General features: G+C 63.4%; 29 protein-coding genes and 1 tRNA gene. 12 read left to right on the top strand and 18 right to left on the bottom strand.

The genetic code is table 11. The features are described 5' to 3' along the window. Window positions 1–28 precede the first annotated feature (28 nt). The 3 genes from MOK15_RS06205 to MOK15_RS06195 form a co-directional block, all read right to left on the bottom strand. Complete coding sequence (locus tag MOK15_RS06205) at window positions 29–1,840, bottom strand: DUF885 domain-containing protein (RefSeq protein WP_242930798.1); 1,812 nt, start codon at window positions 1,838–1,840, stop codon at window positions 29–31. Between the two features lie 100 nt (window positions 1,841–1,940). Then, the gene (gene chrA, locus MOK15_RS06200; protein WP_242930797.1) at window positions 1,941–3,248 is read right to left on the bottom strand and encodes a chromate efflux transporter; all 1,308 of its coding nucleotides are present in this window, start codon (window positions 3,246–3,248) and stop codon (window positions 1,941–1,943) included. 137 nt (window positions 3,249–3,385) lie between these two features. Further along, window positions 3,386–3,781 (bottom strand): helix-turn-helix domain-containing protein, encoded by a 396-nt coding sequence (locus tag MOK15_RS06195; RefSeq protein WP_242930796.1) that lies wholly within the window; start codon window positions 3,779–3,781, stop codon window positions 3,386–3,388. Between the two features lie 104 nt (window positions 3,782–3,885). On the opposite strand from MOK15_RS06195, the gene MOK15_RS06190 reads away from it, so the two are divergent. After that, window positions 3,886–4,497 carry an NAD(P)-dependent oxidoreductase gene (locus MOK15_RS06190; protein WP_242930795.1) on the top strand — a complete coding sequence of 204 codons (612 nt, stop codon included), beginning with the start codon at window positions 3,886–3,888 and terminating at the stop codon, window positions 4,495–4,497. Between the two features lie 434 nt (window positions 4,498–4,931). Here MOK15_RS06190 and yghU read toward each other — a convergent pair whose 3' ends face one another. Together yghU and MOK15_RS06180 are read right to left on the bottom strand one after the other, a co-directional pair. After that, window positions 4,932–5,801: a glutathione-dependent disulfide-bond oxidoreductase gene (gene yghU / locus MOK15_RS06185; protein WP_242930794.1), complete on the bottom strand. Its 870-nt coding sequence runs from the start codon at window positions 5,799–5,801 to the stop codon at window positions 4,932–4,934. Between the two features lie 88 nt (window positions 5,802–5,889). Further along, window positions 5,890–6,324, bottom strand: a complete 435-nt coding sequence (locus tag MOK15_RS06180; protein WP_242930793.1) for a universal stress protein — start codon at window positions 6,322–6,324, stop codon at window positions 5,890–5,892. 406 nt (window positions 6,325–6,730) lie between these two features. Here MOK15_RS06180 and groES point away from each other — a divergent pair, with 406 nt between their 5' ends. Both groES and groL read left to right on the top strand, forming a co-directional pair. Next, window positions 6,731–7,018, top strand: coding sequence for a co-chaperone GroES (gene groES, locus MOK15_RS06175; RefSeq protein ID WP_066859148.1), 288 nt, complete (start codon window positions 6,731–6,733; stop codon window positions 7,016–7,018). A gap of 130 nt (window positions 7,019–7,148) precedes the next feature. Continuing rightward, window positions 7,149–8,792: a chaperonin GroEL gene (gene groL / locus MOK15_RS06170; protein ID WP_242930792.1), complete on the top strand. Its 1,644-nt coding sequence runs from the start codon at window positions 7,149–7,151 to the stop codon at window positions 8,790–8,792. Between the two features lie 131 nt (window positions 8,793–8,923). On the opposite strand, the gene MOK15_RS06165 is transcribed toward groL, so the two are convergent. From MOK15_RS06165 to MOK15_RS06140, 6 genes are all read right to left on the bottom strand, one after another. Next, the gene (locus MOK15_RS06165) at window positions 8,924–9,085 is read right to left on the bottom strand and encodes a hypothetical protein (protein WP_242930791.1); all 162 of its coding nucleotides are present in this window, start codon (window positions 9,083–9,085) and stop codon (window positions 8,924–8,926) included. Between the two features lie 4 nt (window positions 9,086–9,089). After that, window positions 9,090–9,500 carry an SRPBCC family protein gene (locus MOK15_RS06160; RefSeq protein WP_242930790.1) on the bottom strand — a complete coding sequence of 137 codons (411 nt, stop codon included), beginning with the start codon at window positions 9,498–9,500 and terminating at the stop codon, window positions 9,090–9,092. Further along, window positions 9,500–10,906, bottom strand: a complete 1,407-nt coding sequence (gene otsA / locus MOK15_RS06155; protein WP_242930789.1) for an alpha,alpha-trehalose-phosphate synthase (UDP-forming) — start codon at window positions 10,904–10,906, stop codon at window positions 9,500–9,502. Before otsA ends, MOK15_RS06160 begins: the two co-directional genes overlap by 1 nt. Further along, window positions 10,903–12,672, bottom strand: a complete 1,770-nt coding sequence (locus MOK15_RS06150) for a glycoside hydrolase family 15 protein (RefSeq protein ID WP_347567217.1) — start codon at window positions 12,670–12,672, stop codon at window positions 10,903–10,905. The genes otsA and MOK15_RS06150 overlap by 4 nt, the downstream gene beginning before the upstream one ends. Window positions 12,673–12,766: 94 nt before the next feature. Then, the gene (gene otsB, locus MOK15_RS06145) at window positions 12,767–13,546 is read right to left on the bottom strand and encodes a trehalose-phosphatase (protein ID WP_242930787.1); all 780 of its coding nucleotides are present in this window, start codon (window positions 13,544–13,546) and stop codon (window positions 12,767–12,769) included. Between the two features lie 63 nt (window positions 13,547–13,609). Continuing rightward, the gene (locus tag MOK15_RS06140) at window positions 13,610–13,780 is read right to left on the bottom strand and encodes a hypothetical protein (protein ID WP_242930786.1); all 171 of its coding nucleotides are present in this window, start codon (window positions 13,778–13,780) and stop codon (window positions 13,610–13,612) included. Between the two features lie 132 nt (window positions 13,781–13,912). On the opposite strand from MOK15_RS06140, the gene MOK15_RS06135 reads away from it, so the two are divergent. From MOK15_RS06135 to MOK15_RS06115, 5 genes are read left to right on the top strand one after another with little or no spacing between them, the layout of a single operon-like run. Then, the gene (locus tag MOK15_RS06135; protein ID WP_242930785.1) at window positions 13,913–14,833 is read left to right on the top strand and encodes a LysR substrate-binding domain-containing protein; all 921 of its coding nucleotides are present in this window, start codon (window positions 13,913–13,915) and stop codon (window positions 14,831–14,833) included. A gap of 45 nt (window positions 14,834–14,878) precedes the next feature. Beyond that, the gene (locus MOK15_RS06130) at window positions 14,879–15,136 is read left to right on the top strand and encodes a type II toxin-antitoxin system CcdA family antitoxin (RefSeq protein WP_242930784.1); all 258 of its coding nucleotides are present in this window, start codon (window positions 14,879–14,881) and stop codon (window positions 15,134–15,136) included. Then, a complete protein-coding gene (locus tag MOK15_RS06125) occupies window positions 15,136–15,432 on the top strand; it encodes a CcdB family protein (RefSeq protein WP_242930783.1) in 297 nt (98 codons plus the stop codon). Before MOK15_RS06130 ends, MOK15_RS06125 begins: the two co-directional genes overlap by 1 nt. A gap of 52 nt (window positions 15,433–15,484) precedes the next feature. After that, window positions 15,485–17,773 carry a DNA topoisomerase IV subunit A gene (gene parC, locus MOK15_RS06120; protein ID WP_242930782.1) on the top strand — a complete coding sequence of 763 codons (2,289 nt, stop codon included), beginning with the start codon at window positions 15,485–15,487 and terminating at the stop codon, window positions 17,771–17,773. Between the two features lie 60 nt (window positions 17,774–17,833). Continuing rightward, window positions 17,834–19,588: an EAL domain-containing protein gene (locus MOK15_RS06115; protein WP_242930781.1), complete on the top strand. Its 1,755-nt coding sequence runs from the start codon at window positions 17,834–17,836 to the stop codon at window positions 19,586–19,588. Here MOK15_RS06115 and MOK15_RS06110 read toward each other — a convergent pair. From MOK15_RS06110 to MOK15_RS06095, 4 genes are read right to left on the bottom strand one after another with little or no spacing between them, the layout of a single operon-like run. Further along, entirely contained in the window at window positions 19,552–20,763 is a 1,212-nt protein-coding gene (locus tag MOK15_RS06110) for a CCA tRNA nucleotidyltransferase (RefSeq protein WP_242930780.1), read from the bottom strand. The genes MOK15_RS06115 and MOK15_RS06110 overlap by 37 nt on opposite strands. Next, window positions 20,744–21,352, bottom strand: coding sequence for a CoA pyrophosphatase (locus MOK15_RS06105; RefSeq protein WP_242930779.1), 609 nt, complete (start codon window positions 21,350–21,352; stop codon window positions 20,744–20,746). Before MOK15_RS06105 ends, MOK15_RS06110 begins: the two co-directional genes overlap by 20 nt. After that, window positions 21,349–21,915 (bottom strand): DUF1285 domain-containing protein, encoded by a 567-nt coding sequence (locus MOK15_RS06100; protein ID WP_242930778.1) that lies wholly within the window; start codon window positions 21,913–21,915, stop codon window positions 21,349–21,351. Before MOK15_RS06100 ends, MOK15_RS06105 begins: the two co-directional genes overlap by 4 nt. 55 nt (window positions 21,916–21,970) lie before the next feature. After that, window positions 21,971–22,507 carry an N-acetyltransferase gene (locus MOK15_RS06095; protein ID WP_242930777.1) on the bottom strand — a complete coding sequence of 179 codons (537 nt, stop codon included), beginning with the start codon at window positions 22,505–22,507 and terminating at the stop codon, window positions 21,971–21,973. Window positions 22,508–22,618: 111 nt separating this feature from the next. Between MOK15_RS06095 and MOK15_RS06090 the strand changes: the two genes are divergently transcribed. Then, on the top strand, window positions 22,619–23,002 hold the full coding sequence (locus tag MOK15_RS06090) for a dihydroneopterin aldolase (RefSeq protein WP_242930776.1): 384 nt from the start codon (window positions 22,619–22,621) through the stop codon (window positions 23,000–23,002). Between the two features lie 6 nt (window positions 23,003–23,008). Here MOK15_RS06090 and MOK15_RS06085 read toward each other — a convergent pair whose 3' ends face one another. Then, window positions 23,009–23,956: a 2-oxoglutarate and iron-dependent oxygenase domain-containing protein gene (locus MOK15_RS06085; RefSeq protein WP_242930775.1), complete on the bottom strand. Its 948-nt coding sequence runs from the start codon at window positions 23,954–23,956 to the stop codon at window positions 23,009–23,011. Window positions 23,957–24,059: 103 nt separating this feature from the next. On the opposite strand from MOK15_RS06085, the gene MOK15_RS06080 reads away from it, so the two are divergent. Both MOK15_RS06080 and MOK15_RS06075 read left to right on the top strand, forming a co-directional pair. Next, window positions 24,060–24,467: an EVE domain-containing protein gene (locus MOK15_RS06080; protein WP_242930774.1), complete on the top strand. Its 408-nt coding sequence runs from the start codon at window positions 24,060–24,062 to the stop codon at window positions 24,465–24,467. Window positions 24,468–24,621: 154 nt separating this feature from the next. Beyond that, window positions 24,622–24,900 (top strand): hypothetical protein, encoded by a 279-nt coding sequence (locus MOK15_RS06075; RefSeq protein WP_242932650.1) that lies wholly within the window; start codon window positions 24,622–24,624, stop codon window positions 24,898–24,900. Between the two features lie 247 nt (window positions 24,901–25,147). On the opposite strand, the gene MOK15_RS06070 is transcribed toward MOK15_RS06075, so the two are convergent. Then, window positions 25,148–25,450 (bottom strand): glycine zipper 2TM domain-containing protein, encoded by a 303-nt coding sequence (locus MOK15_RS06070; protein ID WP_242930773.1) that lies wholly within the window; start codon window positions 25,448–25,450, stop codon window positions 25,148–25,150. 121 nt (window positions 25,451–25,571) lie between these two features. On the opposite strand from MOK15_RS06070, the gene MOK15_RS06065 reads away from it, so the two are divergent. After that, a complete protein-coding gene (locus MOK15_RS06065; protein WP_242930772.1) occupies window positions 25,572–26,012 on the top strand; it encodes a cupin domain-containing protein in 441 nt (146 codons plus the stop codon). 495 nt (window positions 26,013–26,507) lie between these two features. Here the strand turns inward: MOK15_RS06065 and MOK15_RS06060 are convergent. Continuing rightward, window positions 26,508–26,582, bottom strand: a tRNA-Thr gene (locus tag MOK15_RS06060). Window positions 26,583–26,599: the final 17 nt, after the last annotated feature.

Below are 26,599 nucleotides of genomic sequence, written 5' to 3'. Positions count from 1 at the left end.
GCCACCTCCCCTACAAGGGGAGGATTTTTTACGCTCCCTTCACCGCCTTCGCCCGCGCCGCCACGCGCTTCTCCAGCATCGACAGCGGCATCGCGCCTTCCTCAAGAATGGCGTGGAACTGCTTGATATCGAAGCTGTTCCTCAATTCCGCCTGTGCCGCTGCGCGGGCCTTGCTCCAGACGCCATGGCCGACCTTGTAGCTGGTCGCCTGACCCGGCTGGGTGCAGTAACGCTCGACCTCGCGCTGGCAGCGGGGACGGGCGAAGCCGGTCTTCTCGATCATATAGTCGGTCGCCTGCTCGCGGCTCCATTTCTTCGCATGGATGCCGGTATCGACCACCAGCCGCGCCGCGCGGAACAGGAAGGACTGGAGATAGCCCGCCCGGTCGATCGGCGTCGCATAGCCGCCCAGTTCGTCCGCCAGTTGCTCGGCATAGAGCGCCCAGCCTTCGGTATAGGCGCTCATGAAGGCGGTCTTGCGCAGCATCGGCACGTCGCCCGCATTTTGCGCGGTAGAAATCTGGAGGTGATGGCCCGGCACGCCTTCATGATAGGTCAGCGACGGCAGGCCATATTTCGGCCAGTCGCCGACATCCTTCAGATTGATGAAGTAGATGGCCGGGCGCGACCCGTCGAGCGCCGCGCGGTTATAATAGCCGTTCGACGCGCCGTCCTGAATCTCCACCGGCACCGCGCGGATTTCCAGCGGGGTGTCAGGAATGGTTTGAAAGGCATTGGGAAGTTTCGCCTTCATCGCGTCGAGATCGCGATTCAATTGCGCGATAAGGGCGGTGCGACCCTCCGCGCTGTCAGCATAAAGTTGCGAGGGATCGACATTGAGCGCCGCCAGCCGCTCGCCGATCGTTCCGTTGGCGCGGCCCGCGCCCTTCAGGATCACGTCGAGCTGCGCGCTCAGGTCGGCGACCTGCTCCAGGCCCATGGCGTGGATCTGGTCGGCGCTCAGGTCGGTGGTGGTCGCCTGGCTGAGCGCGGCGGCGTAGATTTCGTCGCCGCGCGGGGTGCGCCACACGCCGTCGCCCGCCGCCGTCTTGCCCTTCAGCGCCTCGATCGCCGCAATCTGCTCGTCCAGCGCGGGATAGATGGCCTTCTCCACGATCGCGGTCGCCTGACCCTGCCAGTCCCCGGCGATGCTCTTGGCGGCGGCGCGCTTGACCAGCGACTGGACGATGGAGCTGTCCGCCGCCGGCTGGCCGCGCAGCTTCTTCAACTGGCCCAGCGTCAGGTCCAGCGACCAGCCCGGCGCCAGATAGCCGCGCGCCGCCTCGTCCCGCTGGAGCGCTGTGTCCGTCCGCAAGTTGCGGGCAAAATCGTCGAGGCGGGCGACATAGGCGTCGCAATCCGCTGCCACATTGATGGTGTGGTTTGAATTGAGGAAATCGGGCGTCTGGAAATAGCTGCCGCCCTGCTGGAAGATGCGATAGGGCCGCTGCACGCTGTTGAGGCCGAATTTCGCCGGAGCCACCGTCTGCTGGTCGAGCGCATAGAGCACCACCTCCAGGTTCAGCCGCTGCGCGTCGGACAGGCTGGCGCTCTTATAGCCGTCCAGTTCCTTGATCGCCGCCTGGGTCGCGGCCAGCTTCTTCATCATGCCCGACTTGCTGTTGTCGTCGAGCTGGCTCTTCGCCCCTGCGCGCGCGCCCTTGTCCAGCCCCAGGCTGGTGACGAAGCTGGGCGACAGGTCGAGCGTGCGCTCGAAGATCGCGGCAAAGGCGGCCGACAGGCGCGCATCGTCATTGCCCGCACCCTGCGCCAGCGCGCGCGGAGCAGCAGTGGCGAGCGCGGCGGCCCCTGCGGTGGAAAGAAACTGGCGGCGGTCCATGGTGGCGACTCCCTGATGTTTTTCAGGCTCTTGTCTTAATCCGCCACCGCCGCTCGTCCAGTCCCCCATCCCGTTCCTTGTAATAAAATTACGCCGTCGCCTAACCGCCGAGATAGGTGAGCGCCAGCCCGGCCAGCGCCGCCACGGCCAGCGTCGTCATGACGCCCTGTTTCAGCCGGAAGATCATCACGCCCGCGCCGATCGCGATCAGCGCGATCCGCCAGTCCAGGCTTGCCGGATCGGGCAGCAGCAGGTGCAGGCCCCCGGCCTCCACCTGCTGCTGCCGGGTGAAGAGTACATGCAGCGCGAACCAGAGCGTCAGGTTGGCGATCACGCCGACGATCGCGGCGGTCAGGGCGGCGAGCGCGCCCTGCAGGCGCGGCGCATGTTCCAGCCGCTCCATCCAGGGCGCCATGGCGAATATCCAGAGGAAGCAGGGCGAGAACGTAACCCACAAGGTGACAATCGCCCCCAGCATCCCGGCCACCAGCGGCGGGAAAGGCGCCGGTGCGCGGAAGGCGCCCAGGAAACCGACGAACTGCGTCACCAGGATCAGCGGCCCCGGCGTGGTTTCGGCCAGCCCCAGGCCATCGGTCATCTCGCCCGCCGACAGCCAGTGCATCGACTGCACCGCCTCCTGTGCCATATAGGCCAGCACCGCATAGGCGCCGCCAAAGGTGACGATCGCCAGTTGGGAGAAGAAAGCGCCGATCTTCCAGAGGACATGGTCCGGGCCGAGCAGCAGCAGGATCGCGGCCATGGGCGCGGCCCAGATCAGCAGCCACAGCAGGATCGTCCGCACGGTCTGCCCCCAGGGCAGCGGGCCGGACGACGCGCTCCCCGCCGCCACGCCATGCGCCTTCAGCCATGTGGGCTTGAACCGCGCCAGCAGAAATCCCAGCGCCGCCGCGCCCAGCACGACGATCGGAAAGGGCAGGGCGAACAGGAAGAGAGCAAGGAAGGCGGTGAGCGCCAGCGCCCGCTTGAATCCGGTATCGAGCGCGCGCCTGCCGATGCGGATCAGCGCCTGCGTGACGATCGCCAGCACCGCAGCCTTGATCCCCAGGAACAGCGCGGCGACAGGCTTCAGATCGGCGGCATAGGCGTAGAGAATCGACAGCCCCAGCATCACAGCCGCGCCCGGCAGCACGAACAACAGTCCCGCCGCCAGTCCGCCTTTCGTGCCGTGCAACCGCCATCCGATCCAGGTCGCAAGCTGCTGCGCCTCCGGCCCCGGCAGCAAGTGGCAGACATTGAGCGCGCGCAGGAACGGCCCTTCCTCGACCCAGCGCCGTTCCTCCACCAGTTCGCGATGCATCAGCGCGATCTGCCCGGCCGGCCCGCCGAAGCTCAACAAGCCGATCTTGCCGAAAAGGCGGACCAATTCCGAAAAACCTGTATGCGACATGCACGTTCCCCTGGGCGATGAAGCCCGATTAAACCGCAATGCTTGGGCGGGGAACGCCTGAACGGGGGATTGCCTTGCCCCGTGGACATATCATGCGATGGCGTCATCACGGGATCAAGCGATTTCGGCAAGCCGGATCAGGCGGCGAGGGCGGTATCCCCATCATGCGCCCGTCGCGACGCCATGATGACGCCGACATGGGCTTCGGCCCAGCGGGTGATCTGGTCCAATATGCCGATCAGCCCGCCGGCCAGCGGGGTCAGCCTATATTCGACCGTCACCGGCACGGTGGGGAAGGCGGCGCGGCTTACCAGCCCGTCGCGCTCCAGGCTCTTCAACGTCTGGGACAGCATCTTCTGCGATATGGCGCCGATCCGCCGCCGCAGGTCGTTGAACCGCACCGGCCCGTCCTTCAGCGTCAGCAGCACCAACACCGCCCATTTGTCGCCGATCCGGTCCAGCACATGACGGGTCGGACAGTCGGGATTATAAGCATCGCCCATGCGGAGCGGTTGGGGAGATGGAGCGTTCACAAGCGGTATCCTCGGCGTAACCAGGTGAAGGCAAAGTGCCTTCTTGCGATCATGATATCCCAATCGCTATCTGGTTTCCATCAGTAACCACAAGGAGACACGGCATGAAGATAGCGATCATCGGCGGCAGCGGGCGGGCGGGTAAGGAAATCAGCGCGGAACTGGCGCGGCGCGGGCATCAGGTGACGGCCATTTCGCGCCATCCCGAGAATGCGGTGGAGGTCGAAGGCGTCACTGCGGTCGCGGGCGATGTCCAGCAACCCGCCGCGTTGACCGAGGCGATCCGCGGCCATGACGCGGTGGTGAGCGCGGTCATGTTCTCCGACACCGATCCCGCTTCGCTGGTCGGCGTGGTGCGGGCGTCCGGCGTGCCGCGCTATCTGGTGGTCGGCGGCGCCGGCAGCCTGGAGGTTGCGCCCGGCGTGCCGCTCATCACCACCCCCGAATTTCCCGAAGCCTATAAGGCCGAAGCCGGCCGGGGCGCGGACTTCCTCGATTACCTGCGCGGCGTCGATGATATCGACTGGACCTTCCTCTCCCCCTCCGCCCTGTTCTTCGTGGGCGACCGCAAGGGCAGCTTCCGCCTGGGCAAGGACGCGCTGCTGGTCGACGCCGAGGGGAATAGCAGCATCTCCTACGCCGATTACGCCATCGCGCTGGCGGACGAGATCGAAAAGCCGCAGCACAGCCGCGCGCGGTTCACTGTGGGCTATTAGGGCGGATCGACATTCAGGTTAAAGCAGAAGCCTTGGCCTCATTTTCAACGTCATGCCGGGCCTGACCCGGCATCCAGAGTCGCAGGTGCCGCCCGTTGTGGCCCTGGATGCCGGACCCAGTCCGGCATGACGGCGTAGGAAACCTCTAAAACCGTAAATGTCGATCTGGCCTAAAGAGGGGCGCGCCCGTTTGGCACTTTTGGAACAAGGATAGACGGGCGCGGCACTGTGGCGGATGTGGGTTACGGTAGTGCACCCTCCGCTGTAAGGGGAGGTGGCGCGCGCGAAGCGCGTGACGGAGGGGTGTCACCCTCACGATAGCGGGACACCCCTCTACCACTTCGTGGTCCCCCTCCCCTTACAGGGGAGGATATTGATATCCACTCTATGGTCGTCTTCAGGCGGTGCTCGAAGAAAGGTTAGGACTGGCCCTATCAGGCGACCCCCTCCAACTTATCCTGCGTCTTCGTCTCGAAGTCGCCGGCGTCGTGGCGCTCGTGCAATTGTTCTTCCAGCGGCCCGCTGGTCCGGTTGACGATGCGTCCGCGCTTTGCCGCCGGGCGCGCGTCGATCTGGTTGGCCCAGCGCAGCAGATGCTTGTAGCTCTGCGCGTCCAGAAACTCCGCCGCGCCATAGGCCCGGTCCAGCGCTACGCCGCCATACCAGGGCCAGATGGCGATGTCGGCGATGCCATATTCATCGCCCGCGATATATTCATTCTCCGCCAGATGCCGATCCAGCACGTCGAGCTGGCGCTTCGCCTCCATCGTGTAGCGGTTGATCGGATATTCGAACTTCTCCGGCGCATAGGCGAAGAAATGGCCGAAGCCCCCGCCCAGTATCGGCGCGCTGCCCATCTGCCAGAACAGCCAGCTCAGCGTCGCGGCGCGCTTGGCCGGATCGGTCGGCAGGAACTTGCCGAATTTCTCCGCCAGATAGAGCAGGATTGCGCCCGATTCGAACACGCGCTGCGGCGGCGACACGCTATGGTCCATCAGCGCGGGGATCTTGCTGTTGGGGTTCACGTCGACGAAGCCGCTGGAAAACTGGTCGCCATCGCCGATCTTGATGAGCCAGGCGTCATATTCCGCCGCCTTGACCCCGGCCTCCAGCAACTCCTCCAGCAGGATAGTCACCTTCTGTCCATTGGGCGTGGCAAGCGAATAGAGCTGGAGCGGATGCTTGCCGACGGGCAGTATCTTGTCATGGGTCGGTCCGGCGATCGGCCGGTTGATGGAGGCGAAGGGGCCGCCATCATCCTTGTTCCAGGTCCAGACTTTGGGCGGGGTGTAGCTGTCGGTCATGCGGGCTGGCTCCGATGTTGCGAAATCTTGCCCGCAGGTAGGAAGCGCCACTGCCGCCCGCAACCGAGCGCCTCTCAACTATCGATGATTATTTCGCATTCGTCCGCACCACCAGCACGCTGACCGGCGACTGGTGGACGATGGCCGACGCATTGGACCCCAGCAGCCGGGACGTGAGGGAAGGCTGGTGCGATCCCAGCACGATCAGGTCGGCCTTGCGGCGATCGGCCTCGATCATCACCTCGTCCCGTACGCGGCCGCGCCGGGTGAAGAACTGGGTGCGGGCCGTGTCCAGCCCCGCTTCCGCCGCCCATGTCTGCATGTCGGCCAGCGCTTCCGCTTCCTCCCGCTCGTCGAAATCGCTGGCCAGCAATTCCGAATAGCGGGTGGGCAGATGGTAGCGGACATAGAGGATGTGGACGATCCCCTGCTTGCCGGCGACCTCCGCCGCCCCGGCGATGGCGGCGCGGGCCAGGTCGGGATCGTTGACATCGACGGCGGCGATGATCGTTGCATAGGGCATCCTCTGGTCCTTTTCCTGTTATGCCGGATCAACGCGCGGGTGGCGCAGGCGATGCTGCGGGATGCCGCTGTCATCAAAGATTCCCGAAGCGACATGTAAGAGGAATGATCGCAATATCCGCGCAATCCGTCGCGGTCGGGATGACGGTCGGGCAGGCGGGGCGTATCGGTGACAGCGCCTTGCGAGTCCTGTTGGGGATCATTGTTCGGGGCAGGCGGAAATTTTCTGCCTTCCCGCCCTTGACCAGCGAAACGACTTTTCCATATTCATGCCGCTAGCACTCTCGATCAGGGAGTGCTAACAACCAAAAGGTTCATCGGGAGAAGGACAGGCGGACAGGGTATTGCGGGGCGTCGCCCCGGCTCCGTGCGCTACCCCTCCCACATCGAAGGGAAAGGCAATCAACATGGCATTTCGTCCGTTGCACGACCGTGTTCTCGTCCGCCGCGTGGAAGCGGAAGAGAAGACCGCCGGTGGCATCATCATCCCCGACACCGCCAAGGAAAAGCCGCAGGAAGGCGAAATCGTCTCCGTCGGCACCGGCAGCAAGGCCGAAGACGGCAAGGTGACGCCGCTCGACGTCAAGGCTGGCGATCGCGTCCTGTTCGGCAAATGGTCGGGCACCGAGGTCAAGGTCGACGGTGAAGACCTGCTCATCATGAAGGAATCGGACATCCTTGGTATCGTTGGCTGACGCCGACGGGCCGGGTTGCCGTCAGCTAAGCTGCGAACCTGGCTGATCTTTGGATTTTCGGCGGAAATTAGCACCCTGTAACGGTGTGAACTTCGCAAATTTTGCAATTTCTCAGAAGAGGTAAAAGATCATGGCAGCGAAGGACGTAAAGTTTTCGCGTGACGCTCGTGAGCGCATCCTGCGCGGCGTCGACATCCTGGCCGACGCGGTCAAGGTGACGCTCGGCCCGAAGGGTCGCAACGTCGTCATCGACAAGAGCTTCGGCGCGCCCCGCATCACCAAGGACGGTGTTTCGGTCGCCAAGGAAATCGAACTCAAGGACAAGTTCGAGAATATGGGCGCCCAGATGGTGCGCGAAGTAGCCTCGAAGACCAACGACATCGCCGGTGACGGCACGACCACCGCGACCGTCCTGGCGCAGGCGATCGTCCGCGAAGGCATGAAGTCGGTTGCCGCCGGCATGAACCCGATGGACCTGAAGCGCGGCATCGACCTCGCCGTCCACAAGGTTGTCGACGACATCAAGGCGCGTTCGAAGCCGGTTTCGGGTTCGGCCGAAGTTGCCCAGGTCGGCATCATCTCCGCCAACGGCGACCGTGAAGTCGGCGAGAAGATCGCCGAAGCCATGGAAAAGGTTGGCAAGGAAGGCGTCATCACCGTGGAAGAGGCCAAGGGTCTCGACTTCGAACTGGACGTCGTTGAAGGTATGCAGTTCGATCGCGGCTACCTGTCGCCCTACTTCATCACCAACCCGGAAAAGATGGCTGTCGAGCTGGCTGATCCGTACATCCTGATCCACGAAAAGAAGCTGTCGAACCTGCAGTCGATCCTGCCGATCCTCGAAGCTGTGGTTCAGTCGGGCCGTCCGCTGCTCATCATCGCGGAAGACATCGAAGGCGAAGCGCTGGCGACCCTGGTCGTCAACAAGCTGCGCGGTGGCCTGAAGGTCGCTGCGGTCAAGGCGCCCGGCTTCGGCGACCGCCGCAAGGCCATGCTGGAAGACATCGCCGTCCTGACCAAGGGCGAAGTGATCTCGGAAGACCTGGGCATCAAGCTGGAGAGCGTGACGCTGGGTATGCTGGGCACCGCCAAGCGCGTCACCATCGACAAGGACAACACCGTCATCGTCGATGGCGCTGGCGACAGCGACTCGATCAAGGGCCGGACCGAGCAGATCCGTTCGCAGATCGAGAGCACCACGTCCGATTACGACCGTGAAAAGCTGCAGGAACGTCTGGCCAAGCTGGCTGGCGGCGTCGCCGTCATCAAGGTTGGCGGTGCGACCGAAGTGGAAGTCAAGGAACGCAAGGACCGCGTCGACGACGCGCTGCACGCAACCCGCGCAGCCGTCGAAGAAGGCATCGTCCCCGGTGGCGGCACGGCCCTGCTGTACGCGACCAAGGCGCTCGACGGCCTCAAGGGCGTCAATGACGACCAGACCCGCGGCGTGGACATCGTCCGCAAGTCGCTGACCGCTCTGGTTCGCCAGATCGCCAGCAACGCGGGCCAGGACGGCGCCGTCGTGTCGGGCAAGCTGCTGGACCAGGACGACACCTCGTTCGGCTTCAACGCAGCCACCGATACCTATGAGAACCTGGTCGCCGCCGGCGTCATCGACCCGACCAAGGTCGTGCGCACCGCGCTCCAGAACGCTGCCTCGGTTGCTGGTCTGCTGATCACCACCGAAGCCTCCATCGCCGAGCTGCCGGAAGACAAGTCTTCCGCTCCTGCGATGCCGGGCGGCATGGGTGGCATGGGCGGCATGGACTTCTAATAGCGATCGTAGCGGGCGGGGCCTGTCCCCGCCCGTGGTTCGATCGCGGCAGAAATGCCCGAAGTCCTGCCCTCACGCGAAAATGAAGAGGCCGGCGCAGCAATGCGCCGGCCTTTTTCTTTTCTCTACGCCTACAGCACGTCGCCGAACATGAACCACAGCAGGGCCAGCCAGGCGACAAGGCCGGTCGCGCCCAGGATCACGCCGGATCGGGCGCGGATGGCGGGCCAGAGGCCGCGCGGTTCATCTTCATGATCGATCTGCATTGGCTGGGCGTAGCTGGGGATCAGCACACGCTCAACCGGAGTGCTTCGTTTCCAGTAACGTCTTAAGCGCGCGCAGGTCAGCCCGCACCAGGTCCGCATCGCGATCGAACGCGGCGTCGTCCATGTCGGGCTGGCGTAGCAGGGTGAAAAGCACCTCCGTGACGTTGCCATTTTCGATCAGGCGCAGCGGAATATAGACTTCCGGCTTTCCCGCGATCCCGACGCGATGATCGAGGATACCGAAATCATTGGGCGGTGAAAATGCGACCGTTGCCGGTCCTTCGGGCGTGTCGGCGACCCAGCCCTGGGCGGTGCGGCGCAGGGACGAGGCAAGGCCCGACGCCCAGCGCGGGAAATTCTCCGGCCGATGCGCGAAATCATAAGCCTGCGCCAGCGGCACGGCGATGCTGATGCTCAGATGTCGGGCCTGATGCAGCGCCATCAGCCCGCCGCTTCCTCGGTCTCGACCGGCAGGTCGGCGCGGTCCACCGCCATCAGGCGGCTGGTGAAACATTCCCGCCACCAACTGATATCCTGCGTCTCCACGCTGTCCATCATCGCCCGCCAGCGCCGCTTGCGTTCGTCCAGCGGCATGGCGAGCGCGCGGTTTATCGCGTCGGACATCTCCTCCGGGCTGTATGGGTTGATGAGCAGCGCGTCCTTGAGCTGCATCGCCGCGCCGGCGAAGCGGGAGAGGATGAGGACGCCGGGGTCTTCCGGATCCTGCGCCGCGACATATTCCTTGGCGACCAGGTTCATGCCGTCGCGCAGCGGCGTCACCAGCCCGATCTTCGCCGCGCGGTAGATGCCCGCCAGCTTGTCGCGTGGATAGCCCTGGTTGACGTAGCGGATCGGGGTCCAGTCGACATCGCTATATTCGCCGTTGATGCGCCCGGCGAGCGAGTCCAGGGTCGCGCGAATCTGCTGGTAGCTTTCCACTTCCCCGCGCGATGGCGGCGCGATCTGGGTCAGCAGCACCTGGCGATGATGTTCGGGATGATCTTTCAGGAAGCGGGCATAGCCGTTAAACCGCTCCTCCAGCCCCTTGCTGTAATCGAGCCGGTCGACGCCCACGATCATGACCCGGTTCTGGAGCGAGGCGCGAACCAGTTCGCCCATCTCGTCGGCGGCCTGGCTGACGGCGGCGTCCTTGAATTCCTGCGCATTGATGCCGATCGGGCAGGCAACCGCCTGGATCGTGCGATCGCCGACCGTGACATAGTCACCCTCGATCGTGCCGCCCAGCTCCTTGTCAACATAGTGGCGGAAGGATTCGAGCCATTCCTCGGTATGGAAACCGACGACGTCATAGGCGAAGAGGGTACTGACCAGCTTCTTGTGATGGGGCAGCGATACCAGCAGGCGCGTCGGCGGCCAGGGGATGTGGAGGAAGAAGCCCATCCGGTTCTTCAACCCCTTGTCGCGCAGCATCTGGCCCAGCGGGATCATGTGATAGTCATGTATCCAGATGACGTCTTCCGGCTCGATCAGCGGGCTGGCGGTGTCGGCGAAGCGCTGGTTGACGCGGTTGTAGCCGCCCTCGAAATCGCGGGCATATTCGGCCAGGTCGATGCGGAAATGGAACAGCGGCCACAGCGTTTTGTTGGCGTAGCCGTTATAATATTCGTCGACATCCTGCTCTTCCAGGTCGATCGTCGCCGTCTTGACGCCGTCATCCTCGGCAAAGCCGATATGGCCGGTGAAATTGTCGGTGACTTCGCCCGACCAGCCCATCCAGATGCCCCGGCTTTCGCGCAAGGCCTGGGACAAGGCGAGGGCCAGGCCGCCCTGATTGCCGGACTTGCTGGGTCGACTGACCCGGTTGGAAATGACAATAAGGCGGCTCAACGCATCGCGCTCCACGGTTTGCTCAGCAAGACGGCGCAGTTGATGATGCCGACCAATGAGTAGGTCTGGGGATAGTTCCCCCACAATTCCCCGGTGGCGGGGTCGATATCTTCCGACAGCAGGCCCGCGGCGGTGCGGCGGGACAGCATTTCCTCGAACAGCGCGCGCGCCTCTTCCGTACGGCCGGTGCGATGCAGCGCTTCGATCAGCCAGAAGGTGCAGACGTTGAAAGCGGTGACAGGCTCGCCGAAATCGTCGGGCGTGCTGTAGCGCAGCATGTTGTTGCCACGGCGCAGGTCCGCCTCCAGCGCGGCCAGCGTCCCGACGAACATGGGATCGTCGGCGGCCAGGAAGCGCAGGTCGAGCAGTTGCAGTAGCGAAGCGTCGCGGGCGTCATCCTCGAAATTGGCGGAGATGGCCTTGCTGTCTTCCCGCCAGGCGGCTTTCAGGATACGGGCCTTCATCGTTTCGGCGCGGTTCTGCCAATGGGCTTCGCGCAGCGGCAGGTCGAGCGCGGCGGCGGCATGGGCCAGGCGGTCGCACGCCGCCCAGCACATCACCGCGCTATAGCTGTGGACATGGGCGCGGGTGCGCAATTCCCACAGGCCCGCATCGGGCTGGTCGTAGACCTGCCAGGCGCGTTCGCCCACCACCTCCAGCGCTTCGAAATCGGCATGGCCGGCCATGCGCAGCAGCCGCTGGTCGATGAAGCCCTGAACCGAGGAGAGCACGATCTGGCCATAGGCGTCATGCTGTATCTGTCCATAGGCGGCGTTGCCGACCCGCACCGGTCCCATGCCGCGATAGCCGGGCAGGCTTTCCGCCTCCCATTCGGTCAGGGTCGCATTGCCGCGCACGTCATAGAGCGGCTGGATATGCCCGCCCTTGGCGCCGTCCACGATGTTGCGGAGATAGACGAGATAGGTTTCGAGGACGTCGAGCGCGCCGAGGCGGTTGAGCGCCTCCACCGTATAATAGGCGTCGCGCACCCAGCAGTAGCGATAATCCCAGTTCCGCCCGCTGTCGGCATGTTCGGGGATGGACGTGGTGAGCGCCGCGACGATCGCGCCGGTTTCCTCATGCTGGCAGAGCTTGAGCGTGATGGCGGATCGGATCACCGCCTCCTGCCATTCGGCGGGAATGGCCAGGCCGCGCACCCAGAGCTGCCATTCATGGATGGTGTCGTCCAGCATCCGCTCGATCGCCGGGCGCAGCGCGTCGGAAAAACCTTCGTCCGGTCCCATGAAGAAATGCATGTCCTGTTCCAGCCGGAACCAGCTTTCCTGGGAAATGAGGCCGATGGGGGCATTGGTCGACACGCGCATCGCCATGTAGGACAGGACCATGCGGATATGGTTGGAGCCGTAGCTGATCGGCACCTTGTCGCCGTTCCAGCTAGTGGTCGGGCGCAGCCTTACGCGGATGCGCGGCGAACCCGCGACCGGCCGCACGATGCGGATGAAGGCCACCGGGCGGTAAATCCGCCCCTTATGCTTGTGGCGCGGGCAGAAATCATAGATTTCGATGGCATTGCCCTGCGCATCGCTCTGGCGCGTGACCAATATGGGCGTGTTGCGGATATAATGCTGCTCGACGGCGACGCAGTTTTCCAGCTCGATCGCCCAGAAACCGCGCGATTGCGGGTCGTCCCATTGTCTGTGATCGAGCAGGGCTGAAAAGACGGGATCGCCATCGACGCGGGGCACGCAGGCCCACACCATGCGGCCCGCACGGTCGATCAGCGCGGAAGCCTGGCAGTTGCCGATGGGCCAAAGGTCGAGCGTTCGCTCATTGTCGGCCAGGATGGAGTGATTTGCTTCTTGGATCGTCTGCGCCTCTTTTTGCTAACGGAATGGCTGGTCAGGATGAAAGGCGCCGAAAATTCTGTTCGGCGATCCCCAACGTCAAATAATGCCTGACCGCAGTAACCTGTTCCAGGGAGAATGTCGCCAGGGTCGATCGTGGTGCGCCGACCAATATGCCCGCGCCGCCCAATGCGACGGCGGCGGCGAAGCCTTCCTCGTCGGTCACATCGTCGCCGATGAAGAGGGGAACGCCGCCGGCCATGGGCGCGTCTTGCATCAGTTTCCGCACGGCGCTGCCTTTGTCCGCACCGCCGGGGCGCAGTTCATAGAGCATCTTGCCGCGCTGGACCGTCAGGCCATGTTGTTGCGCCAGACGTTCAGCCAGATCGCGCGCATCCTCGCTCCATATTGGTGCGCGACGGAAATGGAGGCCGACGCTGATCGACTTTCGCTCAACCAGCAGGCCTGGCTTGTCGTCGGCAAAGATGTGGAAGGCCGCTTCGACGGCATCGATCGCAGGCGGGCGGGGCGGGGCGTTGACGGATTCGCCCGGACGCGCAAACTCCAGCCCATGGGTGCCGGCCAGCAGGAAATCGCCCAGGCCCAGATCGCGAAGCGTCGCCACCGACCGGCCGCTGACGATCGCCAGGCGCCCGCCCAGCGCGTCGCGCGACCGGGCCAGTATCGAAAGCAGGTCATCGCCCACATCCACGCCGTCAGGCGTGTCGGCAAGCGGTGCCAGCGTGCCATCGAAGTCCAGGAACAACGCGGCCTCCGTCAACAATGTGACGGGCGGGGCAGGAAGGTCGGGCGGGGAGAGAAGGGTTTCGGTCACATTGTTAAGGTCGGCCTTCCCGGCCGAAACCGCAACCCTGCATTGCGCAGGCGTGGTCTCAATCTACGATCGGCAGTGCCGATCCTGGGCGGAAGCGTCCGTCCAGGGCGCTGACCAGTGAATGCAGTGCAGAACCCGGAAAGCCTGCATGATCGTGGCGATCAGACGGTCGATCCCGTGGTTGATAACTGTGCGGCCGTCATTCCACAGCCGGTCGTCATATTCGTCGCGCATGATGCGGTCCTTCCTATATGTCGGTGACAAGAGAGCGGTACGATGCTCGCAGTCAGGGAGATGCCCGTTTTCCGTCGCCTCCGCCAACAAAAGGCTGGACGATTCATATAAGCTGAGCTTATTTGAACGGCGATGTCCATCTTGCCGCCCCTGTCCGCCATCCGCGTCTTTGAAGCTGCCGCGCGGCTGGAAAACTTCACCGCCGCCGCGCAGGAACTGGGTATGACCCAGGCGGCGGTCAGTTATCAGGTGAAGCTATTGGAAGAACGGCTTGGCCTCAGTCTGTTCCAACGTGTCGGGCGCAAAGTGGTGCTGACCGACAAGGGACGGGAGATCGCGCCCGTCCTGACCCGCGCCTTCGACCAGATGCGGCAAGGCTTCGCCGCCCTGACACAGGATCATTCGGCGGTGCTGACGATCAGTTGCACCAACAGCTTCGCCCATCTCTGGCTGGCGCCCCGGATCGGCGCGTTCCAGATGCGGCATCCGCACCTTGCCGTCCGCATCCAGGCCGAGGATTCGGTGGTCGACCTCGCCCGCGACGGGGTGGACATGGCGATCCGTGGCGGCAAGGGCGAATGGCCGGGGCTGGAGGCGAAGCTGCTGACCCATAATCGCCTTGTCCCGATGTGCAGTCCCGGCTGGTTGGCGGCATATGGCCCGATTGCGGATGCGCAGGCGCTCCATGCCATGCCACGGCTGTCGCCGGACGACATATGGTGGCATGAATGGTTTGCGGCGATGGGCGTGGAGGCCGATCCTGCGGACGGACCTCCCGGCATCGCGCTCGACAGCCAGGTGATGGAAGGACGCGCCGCCATCGCGGGGCAGGGGATCGCCATCCTCAACCATTTCCTGTGGAAGGCGGAGGTCGAGGCCGGTCTGCTGGTCGAAGCCGTGCCTTCCTATGTCCGCGAAGTGGCGAGCTATTGGATCGTCTATCCGCCCCATGCCCGCAACACACCCAAGGTAAAGGCGTTCCGCGACTGGCTCAGCGCGGAATTTGCTGCAGCGATCACGGCCGATCCGGAGGGACGCTACTTGCCGCGTTGAGGCCGAACATGTATATTCCTGTGCGCATATTCATGCGCATATAAAATGCAGAGGATCGATGTGACGAAGCAGGAACGGGTCGGGATACGCAAGCCGACGAACCTGTCGCTTGATGCTGACCTTGTCGCGGATGCGCGTGATCTGGGTATCAACCTGTCCCGTGCGTGCGAAGACGCGCTCCGGAAAGAAATCGCCGCCGAACGCGCGCGACGCTGGCAGGAGGAGAATAAGGAAGCGATCGCCGCTTGGAACATTTGGGCCGAAAATAACGAATTGCCTCTCGATAAATATCGGCAGTTCTGATGGCACGGTTCGGTGTGTATCGCCTCCCGGATGATAGCCTTGTGCTCGATTGCCAAAGCGATCATGTCGATCATCTGGGCACCCGTCTGGTCGTGCCTTTGTTATCGCCCGGCGATCTGCCTGCCGCCCTGCCGTCGCTGCATCCCTGCTTCGACATAGATGGCAAGCGGCTGATGATGGCCACGCACTTGGCTGGCGCGGTGCATTCGCGGTTGATGAAACGGCCCGTTACAATGCTGCACCATCAGCAGGACGCCATCATGCGTGCGCTCGACATCCTTCTGACGGGCTTCTGATCCTGCGCAATTCCCGTTCCGTTCTTCTCGTCCGCCTGCTAAGCCGTCCGCGATGACCGATTTTCGCGACCCGTTCGACGCTATCAAGGATCACCCGTTCGACGAAGCGCTCTCGCAGCGCTATCTCGTTTATGCGCTGTCCACCATCACCGCGCGGTCGTTGCCGGATTTGCGGGATGGCTTGAAGCCGGTGCATCGCCGCCTGCTCTGGGCGATGCGGTTGTTGCGGATGGAGCCGGGCGGCGCCAATCCTGACGTGCTGGTCGCCAATCCGGCGCGCAACACCACGGCCTACAAGAAATGCGCGCGCGTCGTCGGCGACGTCATCGGCAAATATCACCCCCATGGCGATGCGTCGGTCTATGATGCGATGGTGCGCCTGGCGCAGGATTTCTCGTTGCGCACGCCGCTGGTCGACGGACAGGGCAATTTCGGCAATATCGACGGCGATAATGCGGCGGCCATGCGCTATACCGAGGCGCGGCTGACCCAGGCGGCAGCCGATCTGATGGCGGGCCTGGACGAAGGCACGGTCGATTTCCGCCCCACCTACAACGGTGAGGATGAAGAGCCGGAGGTTTTCCCCGGCCTCTTCCCCAACCTGCTGGCCAATGGCGCCACCGGCATCGCGGTCGGCATGGCGACCAGCATCCCGCCGCACAATGTCGCCGAACTGATCGACGCCGCCGGCCTGCTGATCGAAAACCCCGATGCCGATCATGCCGCGCTGATGGAAATCGTGAAGGGACCGGATTTCCCGACGGGCGGCGTATTGGTCGACAACCCCTCGATCATGGCCGAAGCCTATGCCACCGGGCGCGGCGCGTTCCGCACGCGGGCGCGCTGGCACAAGGAGGATGGCGGGCGCGGCACCTGGGTCGCGGTCGTCACCGAAATTCCCTATCAGGTCCAGAAATCCAAGCTGATCGAGCAGATCGCGGCGCTCATCAACGACAGGAAGCTGCCGATCCTGGCGGATGTGCGCGACGAATCCGATACGGAGATCCGCATCGTCATCGAACCGCGCGCACGCACGGTGGATGAGCAGGTGTTGATGGACAGTCTGTTCCGGATGACCGATCTGGAAAATCGCTTTCCGCTGAATCTGAACGTCCTCGACGCCACGCATACGCCGCGCGTGCTGGGTTTGAAGCCGCTGCTGATCGAATGGCTCAAGCATCAGATCGACGTGCTGGTGCGTCGTGCGCAGCATCGGATCGACAAGATCGCGGCGCGGCTGGAACTGCTCGACGGCTATATCATCGCCTATCTCAACCTCGACCGGGTGATCGAGATCATCCGCACCGAGGATGAGCCAAAAGAGGTGATGATGGCCGAATTTGCCCTCAACGACCGGCAGGTCGAGGCGATCCTCAACATGCGTCTGCGCAGCTTGCGCAAGCTGGAGGAGATGGAACTGCGGCGCGAACATGCAGAGCTGCTCAAGGAAAAGGACGAACTGGAAAAGCTGGTCGAAAGCCCGGCCCGCCAGCGCACCCGTCTGAAAAAGGATCTGGCGGCGCTGCGCACGCGCTATGGGCCGGAGACCGATCTGGGCCGTCGCCGGTCGCTGGTGGAGGAAGCCGCGCCCGCGCGCGAAATCCCGTTGGAGGCGATGATCGAGCGTGAGCCGATCACGGTGATCCTGTCCGAACGCGGCTGGATCAGGGCGATGAGCGGGCATCGCGATCTGGCGGCTGCCGATACATTGAAATTCAAGGAAGGCGACGGCCCCCAGTTTGCCTTCCACGCCTATACGACAGACAAATTGCTGCTGGCGACCTCCACCGGTCGCGTCTTCACCCTGGCGTCGGACAAGCTGCCGGGCGGGCGCGGTTTCGGCGATCCCGTGCGTTCGCTGGTCGACATGGACAATGAAGGCGCGATCGTGGCGCTGATGCCCACCAAGGCTGGTGGCGAATTGCTGCTGGCGTCATCCGACGGGCGCGGTTTCCTTGCGGCGGTGGGCGATGTCATTGCGGAAACGCGCAAGGGCAAGCAGGTGGTCAATATCCGCACCGGCGCGCGGCTCAGCGTCGTCCATCCGGTCGCGCCGGAAGCGGACAGTGTTGCGGTGATCGGTGAAAATCGGAAGCTGCTGGTCTTTTCGATCGGTGAAATACCGAAAATGGCGCGCGGGCAGGGGGTACAGTTACAGCGTTATCGTGACGGCGGTCTGTCCGATGCGATCGCGTTCCGCCTAGCGGACGGTCTGAGCTGGACCATGGGCGGCGATTCGGGGCGCGTTCGAACCGAATCGGACATGAGCCCCTGGAAAGTCGCACGCGGGGCGGCTGGGCGAATGCCGCCGACGGGCTTCCCGCGCGATAACCGCTTTTGATTGATCGCAAATTTGAACGACGTTTCCGGAAAATTTACCACTTCTCGATAGGCTGGACACATGGAATCCATGTCCGTGCGCAACTGGCCGGTCAAAAAGACCAGTGGTGAGCCTCCGTGCGAGGGCGATGGCGCACATCCCGAACTGGTGGTGGGGATCGATCAATGGCTGGCGGCTTTGCCGCAGGCGGCCGGTATATTATCCTATAAAGACGATAATTTATCTGTCGTTTCTGGCAACGGTCACTTTTTCAACGCGGTTCGACGTTATCAGGGACGTGTCGGCAGTGACGGGCAGGGCGCTGATGGATGGAGGGAACGCATCACCGACTTCATCCAGTCCGACAGCCAATCCATCAACTTCGAGATGCGGCGGGACGGCAAGCTGGGGCCGGAATATTTCATGTGCACGCTTGGGCGTCTCCCGATGGACGAAGATGATGCGCATCATGTCCTGCTGACGGTGACGGACCGGACGACCGAGCGGGCGATCGAGAAGAATCTGCGTCGGGAACTTCTGTCCGACGGGCTGACCGCCTTGCCCAACCGGACGGGCTTCGGCGAGGAGATCGACGATCGGCTCAAGAATAATATGTGGCCGGATCAGGCCCAGTTCGGGATCATCGCCATCGACCTGAGCCGTTTCAGCCGGGTGAACGAATCGCTGGGACCGATGGCGGGCGACGAACTGCTCATCACGGTCGCCAAGCGGTTGAAATCCTGCCTGCGTCAGGGGGATGTGCTTGCCCGGATCGGCGGCAATGATTTTGCCATTTTTGCACGTCTTAACAATGGATTATCTGACTCTCTTCATATCGTTCAGCGGATCAGGGAGGCGCTGAGTTCACCCATCCGGCTGAGCGGTCTGCAAATCAGGGTGGACTGCGCGATCGGCTGCGCCCTGTCGATCAGCCTGCAGGAAGATCCCGACGATGTGGTCCGCAAGGCGCAGGCGGCGGTCAAGATCGCCAAGCGCAGCGGCAAGGTGGAAATCTATCGCAACGGCGTGCTCAAGGAAGCGCAACGCCGCTTCTCGATCGAGAGCCGCTTGCGCGAGGCCTTGGCCCAGGGCGGGCTGACGCTGGCCTATCAGCCGCTCATCCATCTCCAGACCGGGGAAATTACCGGGTTCGAGGCGCTGGCCCGCTGGGATGACGAGGAACTGGGCAAGGTGTCGCCGGTCGAGTTCATCGCCGTCGCGGAGGAAAGCGGCCTCATCACCTCGCTTGGCCGTTGGGCGGCCTATGAAGCGGCGCAGGCGCTATCGCGCTGGGACGCAAAATTCGGCCAGCCGCTGCCCGTGGGCGTTAACGTCAACCTTTCGCCGATCCAGATGGCGCGCGACGATGTGGCGTCGATGTTCGAGGAAGCGCTGCGCTATTCCGGTATCGCGGGCAGCCGCTTGACCGCCGAACTGACGGAAAGCGCGATCGTCGCCGATCCGGACAAGGCGCGCAAATTGCTGTTCGCGCTCAAGGATTTGCAGATGCCGATCGCGATGGACGATTTCGGCACCGGCTTCTCCAATCTCGCCAGCCTGCACAGCCTGCCGATCGACATATTGAAGATCGACCGTAGTTTCGTGTCCACGATGCTGGAGGATCATGACAAGGCGGTGATCGTCCGCACCATATTGTCGCTGGCCGAATCGCTGAACCTTCGGGTGACGGCCGAAGGTATCGAGACCCAGGATCTGGCCCATGCGCTCCAGCAGATGGGGTGCTGGCAGGGGCAAGGCTATTATTTCGCCAAGCCGATGGGCGAGGCCGATGCCTTCGATTATTGGCGCGCGCGCTGGAATTTCGAGACGGTCTGATCGGCCAGTTCCGCGACGCGCGCCGCATCGGGGAAATCTTCCGCAACCCAGAGTTTCTCCACGTCCTGCAACGCCTTGGCGACATCGGGGCCAGGTTCCAGGCCGCGCGCGATCAGCGCGCCGCCGCTGATGGGCAAGACGGGTGGGGTCCAGCCGTCGAGAGGGGCGAGCATCGAGATGGGTTGGGCCGAATCGAGCAGTAGCCGGTCGACCGTGCCCTCCATGCCCACGCGATAGGCCAACGCCCGCGGCGGCTCGCCCTCGACGCCGGACTCCAGTGCAACGACCAGCCGCTTGCGCGCCTTTTTGGAGAGTTTGAGCCTGGCGCCGACCTGATCGGCGAGCAATGGGTCGGAAGGCAGCAGCGCGGCGAAGCGGCGTAAAGCGGAGGGCGCGATGCCGCTTTCCGCTTCGCGCGTGATGAGGCGTTCGACCCGATCGATCCCGTCCATCGCCACTTCGGGCAGAACCGGCAGCAATATGCCCCCCTCGATCATCAAGCGTAGCGCATGGACAGGCGCGGCTACGCCCAGCAGCTTGAGCATCTCGTCGGCGATCCGCTCGCGTGACAGCGCCATCAGGCTGTTGGCGGCGGTGACGCACGCATCATAGGCCTTGCTGTCCAGTTCGTTGTCGCCATAGCGCGCCAGGAAACGGAAATAGCGCAGGATGCGCAGATGATCTTCGGCAATGCGGGCTGATGCGTCGCCGATGAAGCGCAGCCGGTGGGCTTCCAGATCGGCGAGGCCGCCGAAATAATCGCTGATCTCGCCGGTCAGCGGATCGGCATAGAGGGCATTGATGGTGAAGTCGCGCCGGGCGGCATCCTCGCGCCAGTCATCGGTATAGGCGATGGTGGCGCGCCGGCCGTCGGTGTTCACGTCGCGGCGCAGTGTGGTGATCTCCACCGGGCCGTGGGGCAGGACGGCCGTGATGGTGCCATGGTCGATGCCGGTCGGCACCGCCTTGATCCCCGCGGCCTTCAACCGATCGACCACGTCATGCGGGTCAAGGCTGGTCGCGATATCGAGATCGTTGACGGGCAGGCCGAGCAGCCCGTCGCGCACCGCCCCGCCGACGAAGCGGGCCTTGCCCTGTGCTGCATCAAGGGCGGCGAGCAGGCTATTCAGTCCGGGACGATGGCGCCAGTCGGCGTCAGGCAGCAAGACGGTCATGGCCCAGCCTTCGGGAAAGATTGGCGAGAATGGCGGCGGTGATGCCCCAGATGCGGCGCTCCTGCCAGATTATCTCATAATAATGACGCATGGCGCCGGCGAACTCGACTTCACGCTTCGCCCTGTTGGCGGGATCGAGCGCGTAGGCGAGCGGCAGTTCGAACCAGTTGGCGACCTCCCCCTCCTGCGCGCGCAGCGGCAGGTCCGGCGGAATGACGCCCAGCACAGGCACGATGTCGAAGCCGGTGAATGTGTGATAGCGGTCGGTCGTGCCGATCACCTGCACCTGAGCAGGCGGCAGGGCGATTTCCTCCTGCGCCTCGCGCAGCGCGCCGGCAATCTCGTCGGCATCGCCTTCATCCACCCGGCCGCCCGGAAAGGCGATCTGGCCCGCATGTTTGCGCAGGGCCGTGGAGCGTTCGGTAAGGATCAGGCCCGGTTCCGGCCGGTCGGTGATCGCGACCAGCACGGCGGCGGGCGCCAGCGCGATGTCGCCCTCTATCTGTGGATCGCGTGTATCCGAAAGGGACAGGGCTTCCCGGCGATGACCTTCGTCGAGCGCGGCGCGCAGCCGCTCCGCCAGGGTCATTGCCCGCCATCCAGCGGGAAGAAGGCGCCGTTGCTCCACAGGCCCACACGGGCTTCGCTTTCGTCCAGAGCCAGGTTCATCAACTCATAATAGACGCTGCGCGTGACCAGCGCCTCCAGCCCGCCGCGCACATGCAGATAGGGATGTGGGCCGTCCGGCGTCTCACGCAGGGCGATCGCATTGTCCGGTCCCGCCGTCACCAGGTCGCCGCTGTTGAGGCGGAAAATGAGCGTGCGGTCGCGGCCTTCGCCCTCGGTCTTGAGTTCGACGGCAACGAAGGGGGCGTCCTCCACCGCGATGTCGAGCTTCTCGACCGGGGTGACGAGGACGTGGCTGCCGTCCGGCTCGCGCCGCAATATGCTGGAGAAAAGGCGCACCATCGTCTCGCGGCCGATCGGCGATCCCTGGTGGAACCAAGTGCCGTCGCGGGCGATCCGCATCTCGCTGTCGCCGCAATGGTCGGGATTCCATTTCTCGACCGGCGGCAGGCGCTTTTCCGCCAGAAGGCGGGCTATGTCGGCCAGCGAGAGGGTGGACAGGTCGGGCAATGGCTCCATCGGCATGGGCCGGAGATAGGGGCGCGCCGTCCCGAAGGCAAAGAAGTATTTGGGGAGCGGTTCAGGCGGCGACGGCGATCCGCGGCGCCAAGATTCCCACGCCGCCGACCGGCCGGCCATCGACCGACAGCGCCAGCAGCCGGCGCTTCTCAAAAGGGCCGGGCGCGTCCCAGCCGCTCGTGCCTTCGTCGGTAAAGCCCCAGAAGCGGCCATAATATTCGGGATCGCCGATCATCATCAGCGGTTCGGTGCGCTGTTCCCGCGCGGCGGCGATGACGGCATCCATCATCGCGCGGCCATGCCCCCCCTGCTGGTGCGCGGGGGCGACCGCGACCGGGCCGACCATGATGAGCGGGATCTGGCAACCATCGGCCTGGGTCAGCGCCACCGGCCAGCTTTGCAGCGATCCGATAAGCGCGCCCGCATCATCCACCACGGCGAAGGACAGGGCAGGGAGCCAGGGCATTCCCTGACGGATGCGATAGGCGGTGCGGCCATGACGGTCGGTGCCGAAAGCGGCGTCGAGCAGATGCTCGATTGCTTCGTCAGGCTGACTATCCAGGGGAAGAATGTGAGACACGTCTTGCCGATCCGCCATCAATGGCGCATGGGGCAGCGCCGGAGCGGCGGGCTTTAGCGCCCATGCCGCAAAATGAAAGACTAAATAGGCCCTTCCTGACCGCAGGATATGGGCCGCATGTGGCGGGCTATGCACACTGGATTTGATGATTTTCTGACGCTGGAGGTCAACAACCTGCACGTCGATGTTCTGACCGGCATCTATTCGGAGGAGACGCATCTCCCCCAGCCGTTGCGCATTTCCATCCGCGCGCGCCTGCGAATCGCCGATCATTACGAGCCGGTGACGCCGCTTGCCCAGTCCAAAAACTACATGGACCTGAAGCACGCCGCATCCACCGCGTTGCCCGAAGGCGTGCATTTCACCCTGATCGAAGCGGTGGCCGACCATATCATCGACACCATATTCCTTCAGGACGACAAGGTCAGCCATGTCGAGGTGAAGATCGTCAAGCTGGCGCTGAGCGAGCGGGGCGAGGAGATCGGCATCACCCTGGGGCGCGGGCGGAAATAAGCTGTTTCACCCCTTCTTGATTAGCCCGATCTCGATCAGTCGCTCGGTCAGATAGTCATGGGCGCTGATCGGCGCTTCCCGGCGCGGATTCTCTTCGGTCACACATTGGGGTAGCGCATCGATGATGAAATCCGGGCGCAAGTGCAGGAAAAAGGGCATGGAATAGCGCGAATGGCCGCGCCGCTCCGGCGGCGGGTTGATCACGCGATGGCTGGTCGACGGCAGCACATGGTTGGTCAGCCGTTGCAGCATATCGCCGACATTGATCGCCAGCGCGCCCGGCGGCGGGACGACCGGCAGCCAGTTTCCATCGCGGTCCTTCAACTCCAGCCCGCCTTCTTCCGCGCCCAATAGCAGCGTGATGAGGTTGATATCCTCATGCGCGCCGGCTCGGATTCCGGGCGCCTGGGGCGACACGGGCGGATAGTGGAGCAGGCGGAGGATGGAATTGCCATTCTCGACCGGGCCGTCGAACCAGCGTTCGGGCAGGCCGAGATAGAGGGCGATCGCTGACAGCAATTTCGCGCCGACTCGATCGAACTCACGATAGAGCCTGGCGAAGACCGGCTCGAACTCCGGCATTTCGTCGGGCCACATATTGGGCGGCATGGTTTCGGCGAGGGGATCGCCCGCCGGCAGATCGCGACCCACATGCCAGAATTCCTTCAGGTCATTCTCGCTCGCGCCCTTGGCGATTTCGGTGCCGAAGGCGGTGTAACCGCGCTGGCCGCCATTCACCTTGGCGTTGTAGCGCTGCTTCACATCTTCGGGCAGGTCGAAGAAACTACGGGCCAGCGTCCAGCCTTGATCGACCAGCGCCTGGTCCATGCCATGGTCGCGCACCATGGCGAAGCCGAAGCGTTGGAAGGATTCGCCGAAGGCCCTGGCGAAATCCGCCTTGGGCATCTCCGCCATCGACAGGACAGGCACCTGCTCCAGCACCGATTGCGACACGTCTCAATCTCCAAATATCGACAAGGGGCGTGACATCCATATGGGACCGCCCGCACATGGACGCATCCTTGATCGCGCCGGGCCGCTGTTGCAAGGAGGCAAAATGAACTATTGGCTGATGAAATCGGAACCCGACGTCTTTTCCTATGACGACCTGGTCGAAAAGGGGAAGGCCGAATGGGACGGCGTGCGCAACCATGCGGCGCAGGGACATATGAAGGCAATGCGCAAGGGCGACTTTGCCCTCTTCTATCACAGCAATATTGGGGTGGAGGCGGTCGGCATCATGACGATCGTCGAGGAAGCCGCGCCCGACAGCACGGATGAGACCGGCAAGTGGATCGCCGTCCATGTCGGACCATATGAAAAGCTGGAAAAGCCGGTGACGCTCAAGGCGATGAAGGCCGATTCGGCGCTGGCGGACATGGTGATGTTGCGCCAGTCGCGGCTTTCCGTCTCGCCGCTGACCAAGGTGCAGTTCGATCATATCGTCGCCATGTCAAAGGCTTGAAGGAAGCAATGGCCCCCGGTTGCACATGATGCAATCGGACCGTCATTTTTTGCGATTGTGGTTATGCCGCAGTGCAACATATGAAGGTTTCAACAGAACAAGAATAAGAACCAGAGGTGTTTGATCGGCATTCACAAGGAGTATACCCATGCGAATGCTGTCCAAGTTCATTGTCGCCGGCGCCCTGAGCGCCATCGCCGCCACCGCCGGTCAGGCCGCCGAGGAAGCCCCCAAGCAGCGCTTCACCCACGAAGGCTACACCTATGTCTACGAGGTGAAGGACACCAAGACTGGCAAGGTGATTTCGGGCCGTCGTTTCCCCGACGCCGTCGCTTTCAACCTGTCGGTCAAGAACGGCAAGGTTTCGGGTGTGTCGGGCGGCCAGCAGGTCAACTTCAAAGTTGAAGACGCGCGGGGCGCGGCTTCGAACTAAGCGATCCGGCGTTCAGGTTTAGGCAGAAGGCTCAGCTTCATTTCCAACGTCATCCCGGGCTTGATCCGGGGTCCAGAGTCGCAGGCGATGCGTTTTGTGGCCCTGGATGCCGGATCAAGTCCGGCATGACGGCTTAGGAAGCGCTTAAAACCGTGAATGTCGATCCGGCCTAAGCGATCCGGCGTTCATCGCCACAAAAAGGGGCGGCTTTCCAACTGGAAAGCCGCCCCTTTTTGTTGAGCGCCGATCAGCGGCAGGTGCGCTTGCTGTCGATCGCCTTGCCGAGCAGCGCACCGCCGGCTGCGCCCAGGATGGTGCCGGTCGCACGGTCTCCATGCGTATCGATCGCACGGCCAGCCAGTGCGCCGCCGACACCGCCGACGATCAGGCCGGTGGTCCCGTTGGACTTGCGGCAATAGGTGCGGCCATCGCGACCGCGCCATTCCTTGTAGCGATAATTTTTGCGGGCCTGGGCGCCGTCGGTCGGCACTGCCATCGACACGGGAACGGCCAGCGAAACGGCGGCCAGGGCCAACAGGGCTTTACGCATGAATATCTCCTCCGATAGCGTAGTTTGTCGTTTGAACCCGCCAATATTGATCGAGGTTGCATGAACCTCATACAACAATCTAAGATGCTGTTTCTCCAGAAATAAAATTTGAGGTGAAGGGATGCGCGCGGACGATGGGCGGGACGGGCGGGCGTTGATTGAGACGCTGGGACTCGCTCCCCATCCCGAAGGCGGATGGTATCGGGAGACATGGCGCGCTGCCTCCGCATCGGGCGAACGGGCTGCGGGCACGGCGATTCTTTTCCTGTTGGAGGCGCATGAGCGATCGCACTGGCACCGGGTCGATGCCGACGAGCATTGGTTCTGGCATATGGGCGCACCGCTGGTCCTGTCGATCGCCGCGGAAGGGGAAGCGGCGGGCGACCTGCTACTGGGGCCGGACATATTGACGGGGCAGAGGCCGCAGGGCTGGGTGCCTGCGCATCACTGGCAGGCCGCCGCGCCACAGGGCGGATGGGCGCTGGTCAGTTGCACGGTGACGCCGGGCTTTGATTTTGCGGGCTTTACCCTGGCGCCGCCGGGCTGGTCGCCGCCCGGCTGACCGATGCGGCAAAACTTATCCACACTTATCCACAGTTTTGCGCGTGGACCTGTCAAAAATCTGTCGGATTTCGCTTTGAACGACTCGGATAAGGTGACACCTTCCTCTTATCGGAACGATGGAAACGGAGTGATCCTGATCCAAAAATAGATGAGAAATCAGATATTTAATTCGGGTCGATGGTTCGCCGGCAGGTAAGGTCCGCAAGGACGGCGCTGACGCTGACGGACAGGACGTTTGAAGCCGTTGCCGGGTACGCGCGAAAGTGAACGTCGGGTATCGGGGACAAGCGACCAGCGCCGGGAAGGCGGCCTTTGGCCAAAGCCCCGGAGCAAAACCTGAGTAGCAACCTCTTTCAGAGGATGATGCGAAGGATACGCCGGGCCGATGATCGCATCTCGCAAGAGACGCGGATCGCTAGACCCGACGGAAGTGGGGACCGGCAGCAATGCCGGCCCCCATTTTGCGTTTGGGGCTGGCATATTTGACGGGAAATGGTGCCGGATGAGGGGATCGAACCCCCGACCTTCGGTTTACAAAACCGCTGCACTACCGCTGTGCTAATCCGGCCCGCCATTTCGGGTGCG

The sequence above is a fragment of the Sphingobium sp. BYY-5 genome, from assembly GCF_022758885.1.
Taxonomy (GTDB): Bacteria; Pseudomonadota; Alphaproteobacteria; order Sphingomonadales; family Sphingomonadaceae; genus Sphingobium.
Note: the sequence above shows the minus strand (reverse complement) of the source record. Positions and strands in the feature narration are given on the sequence as shown.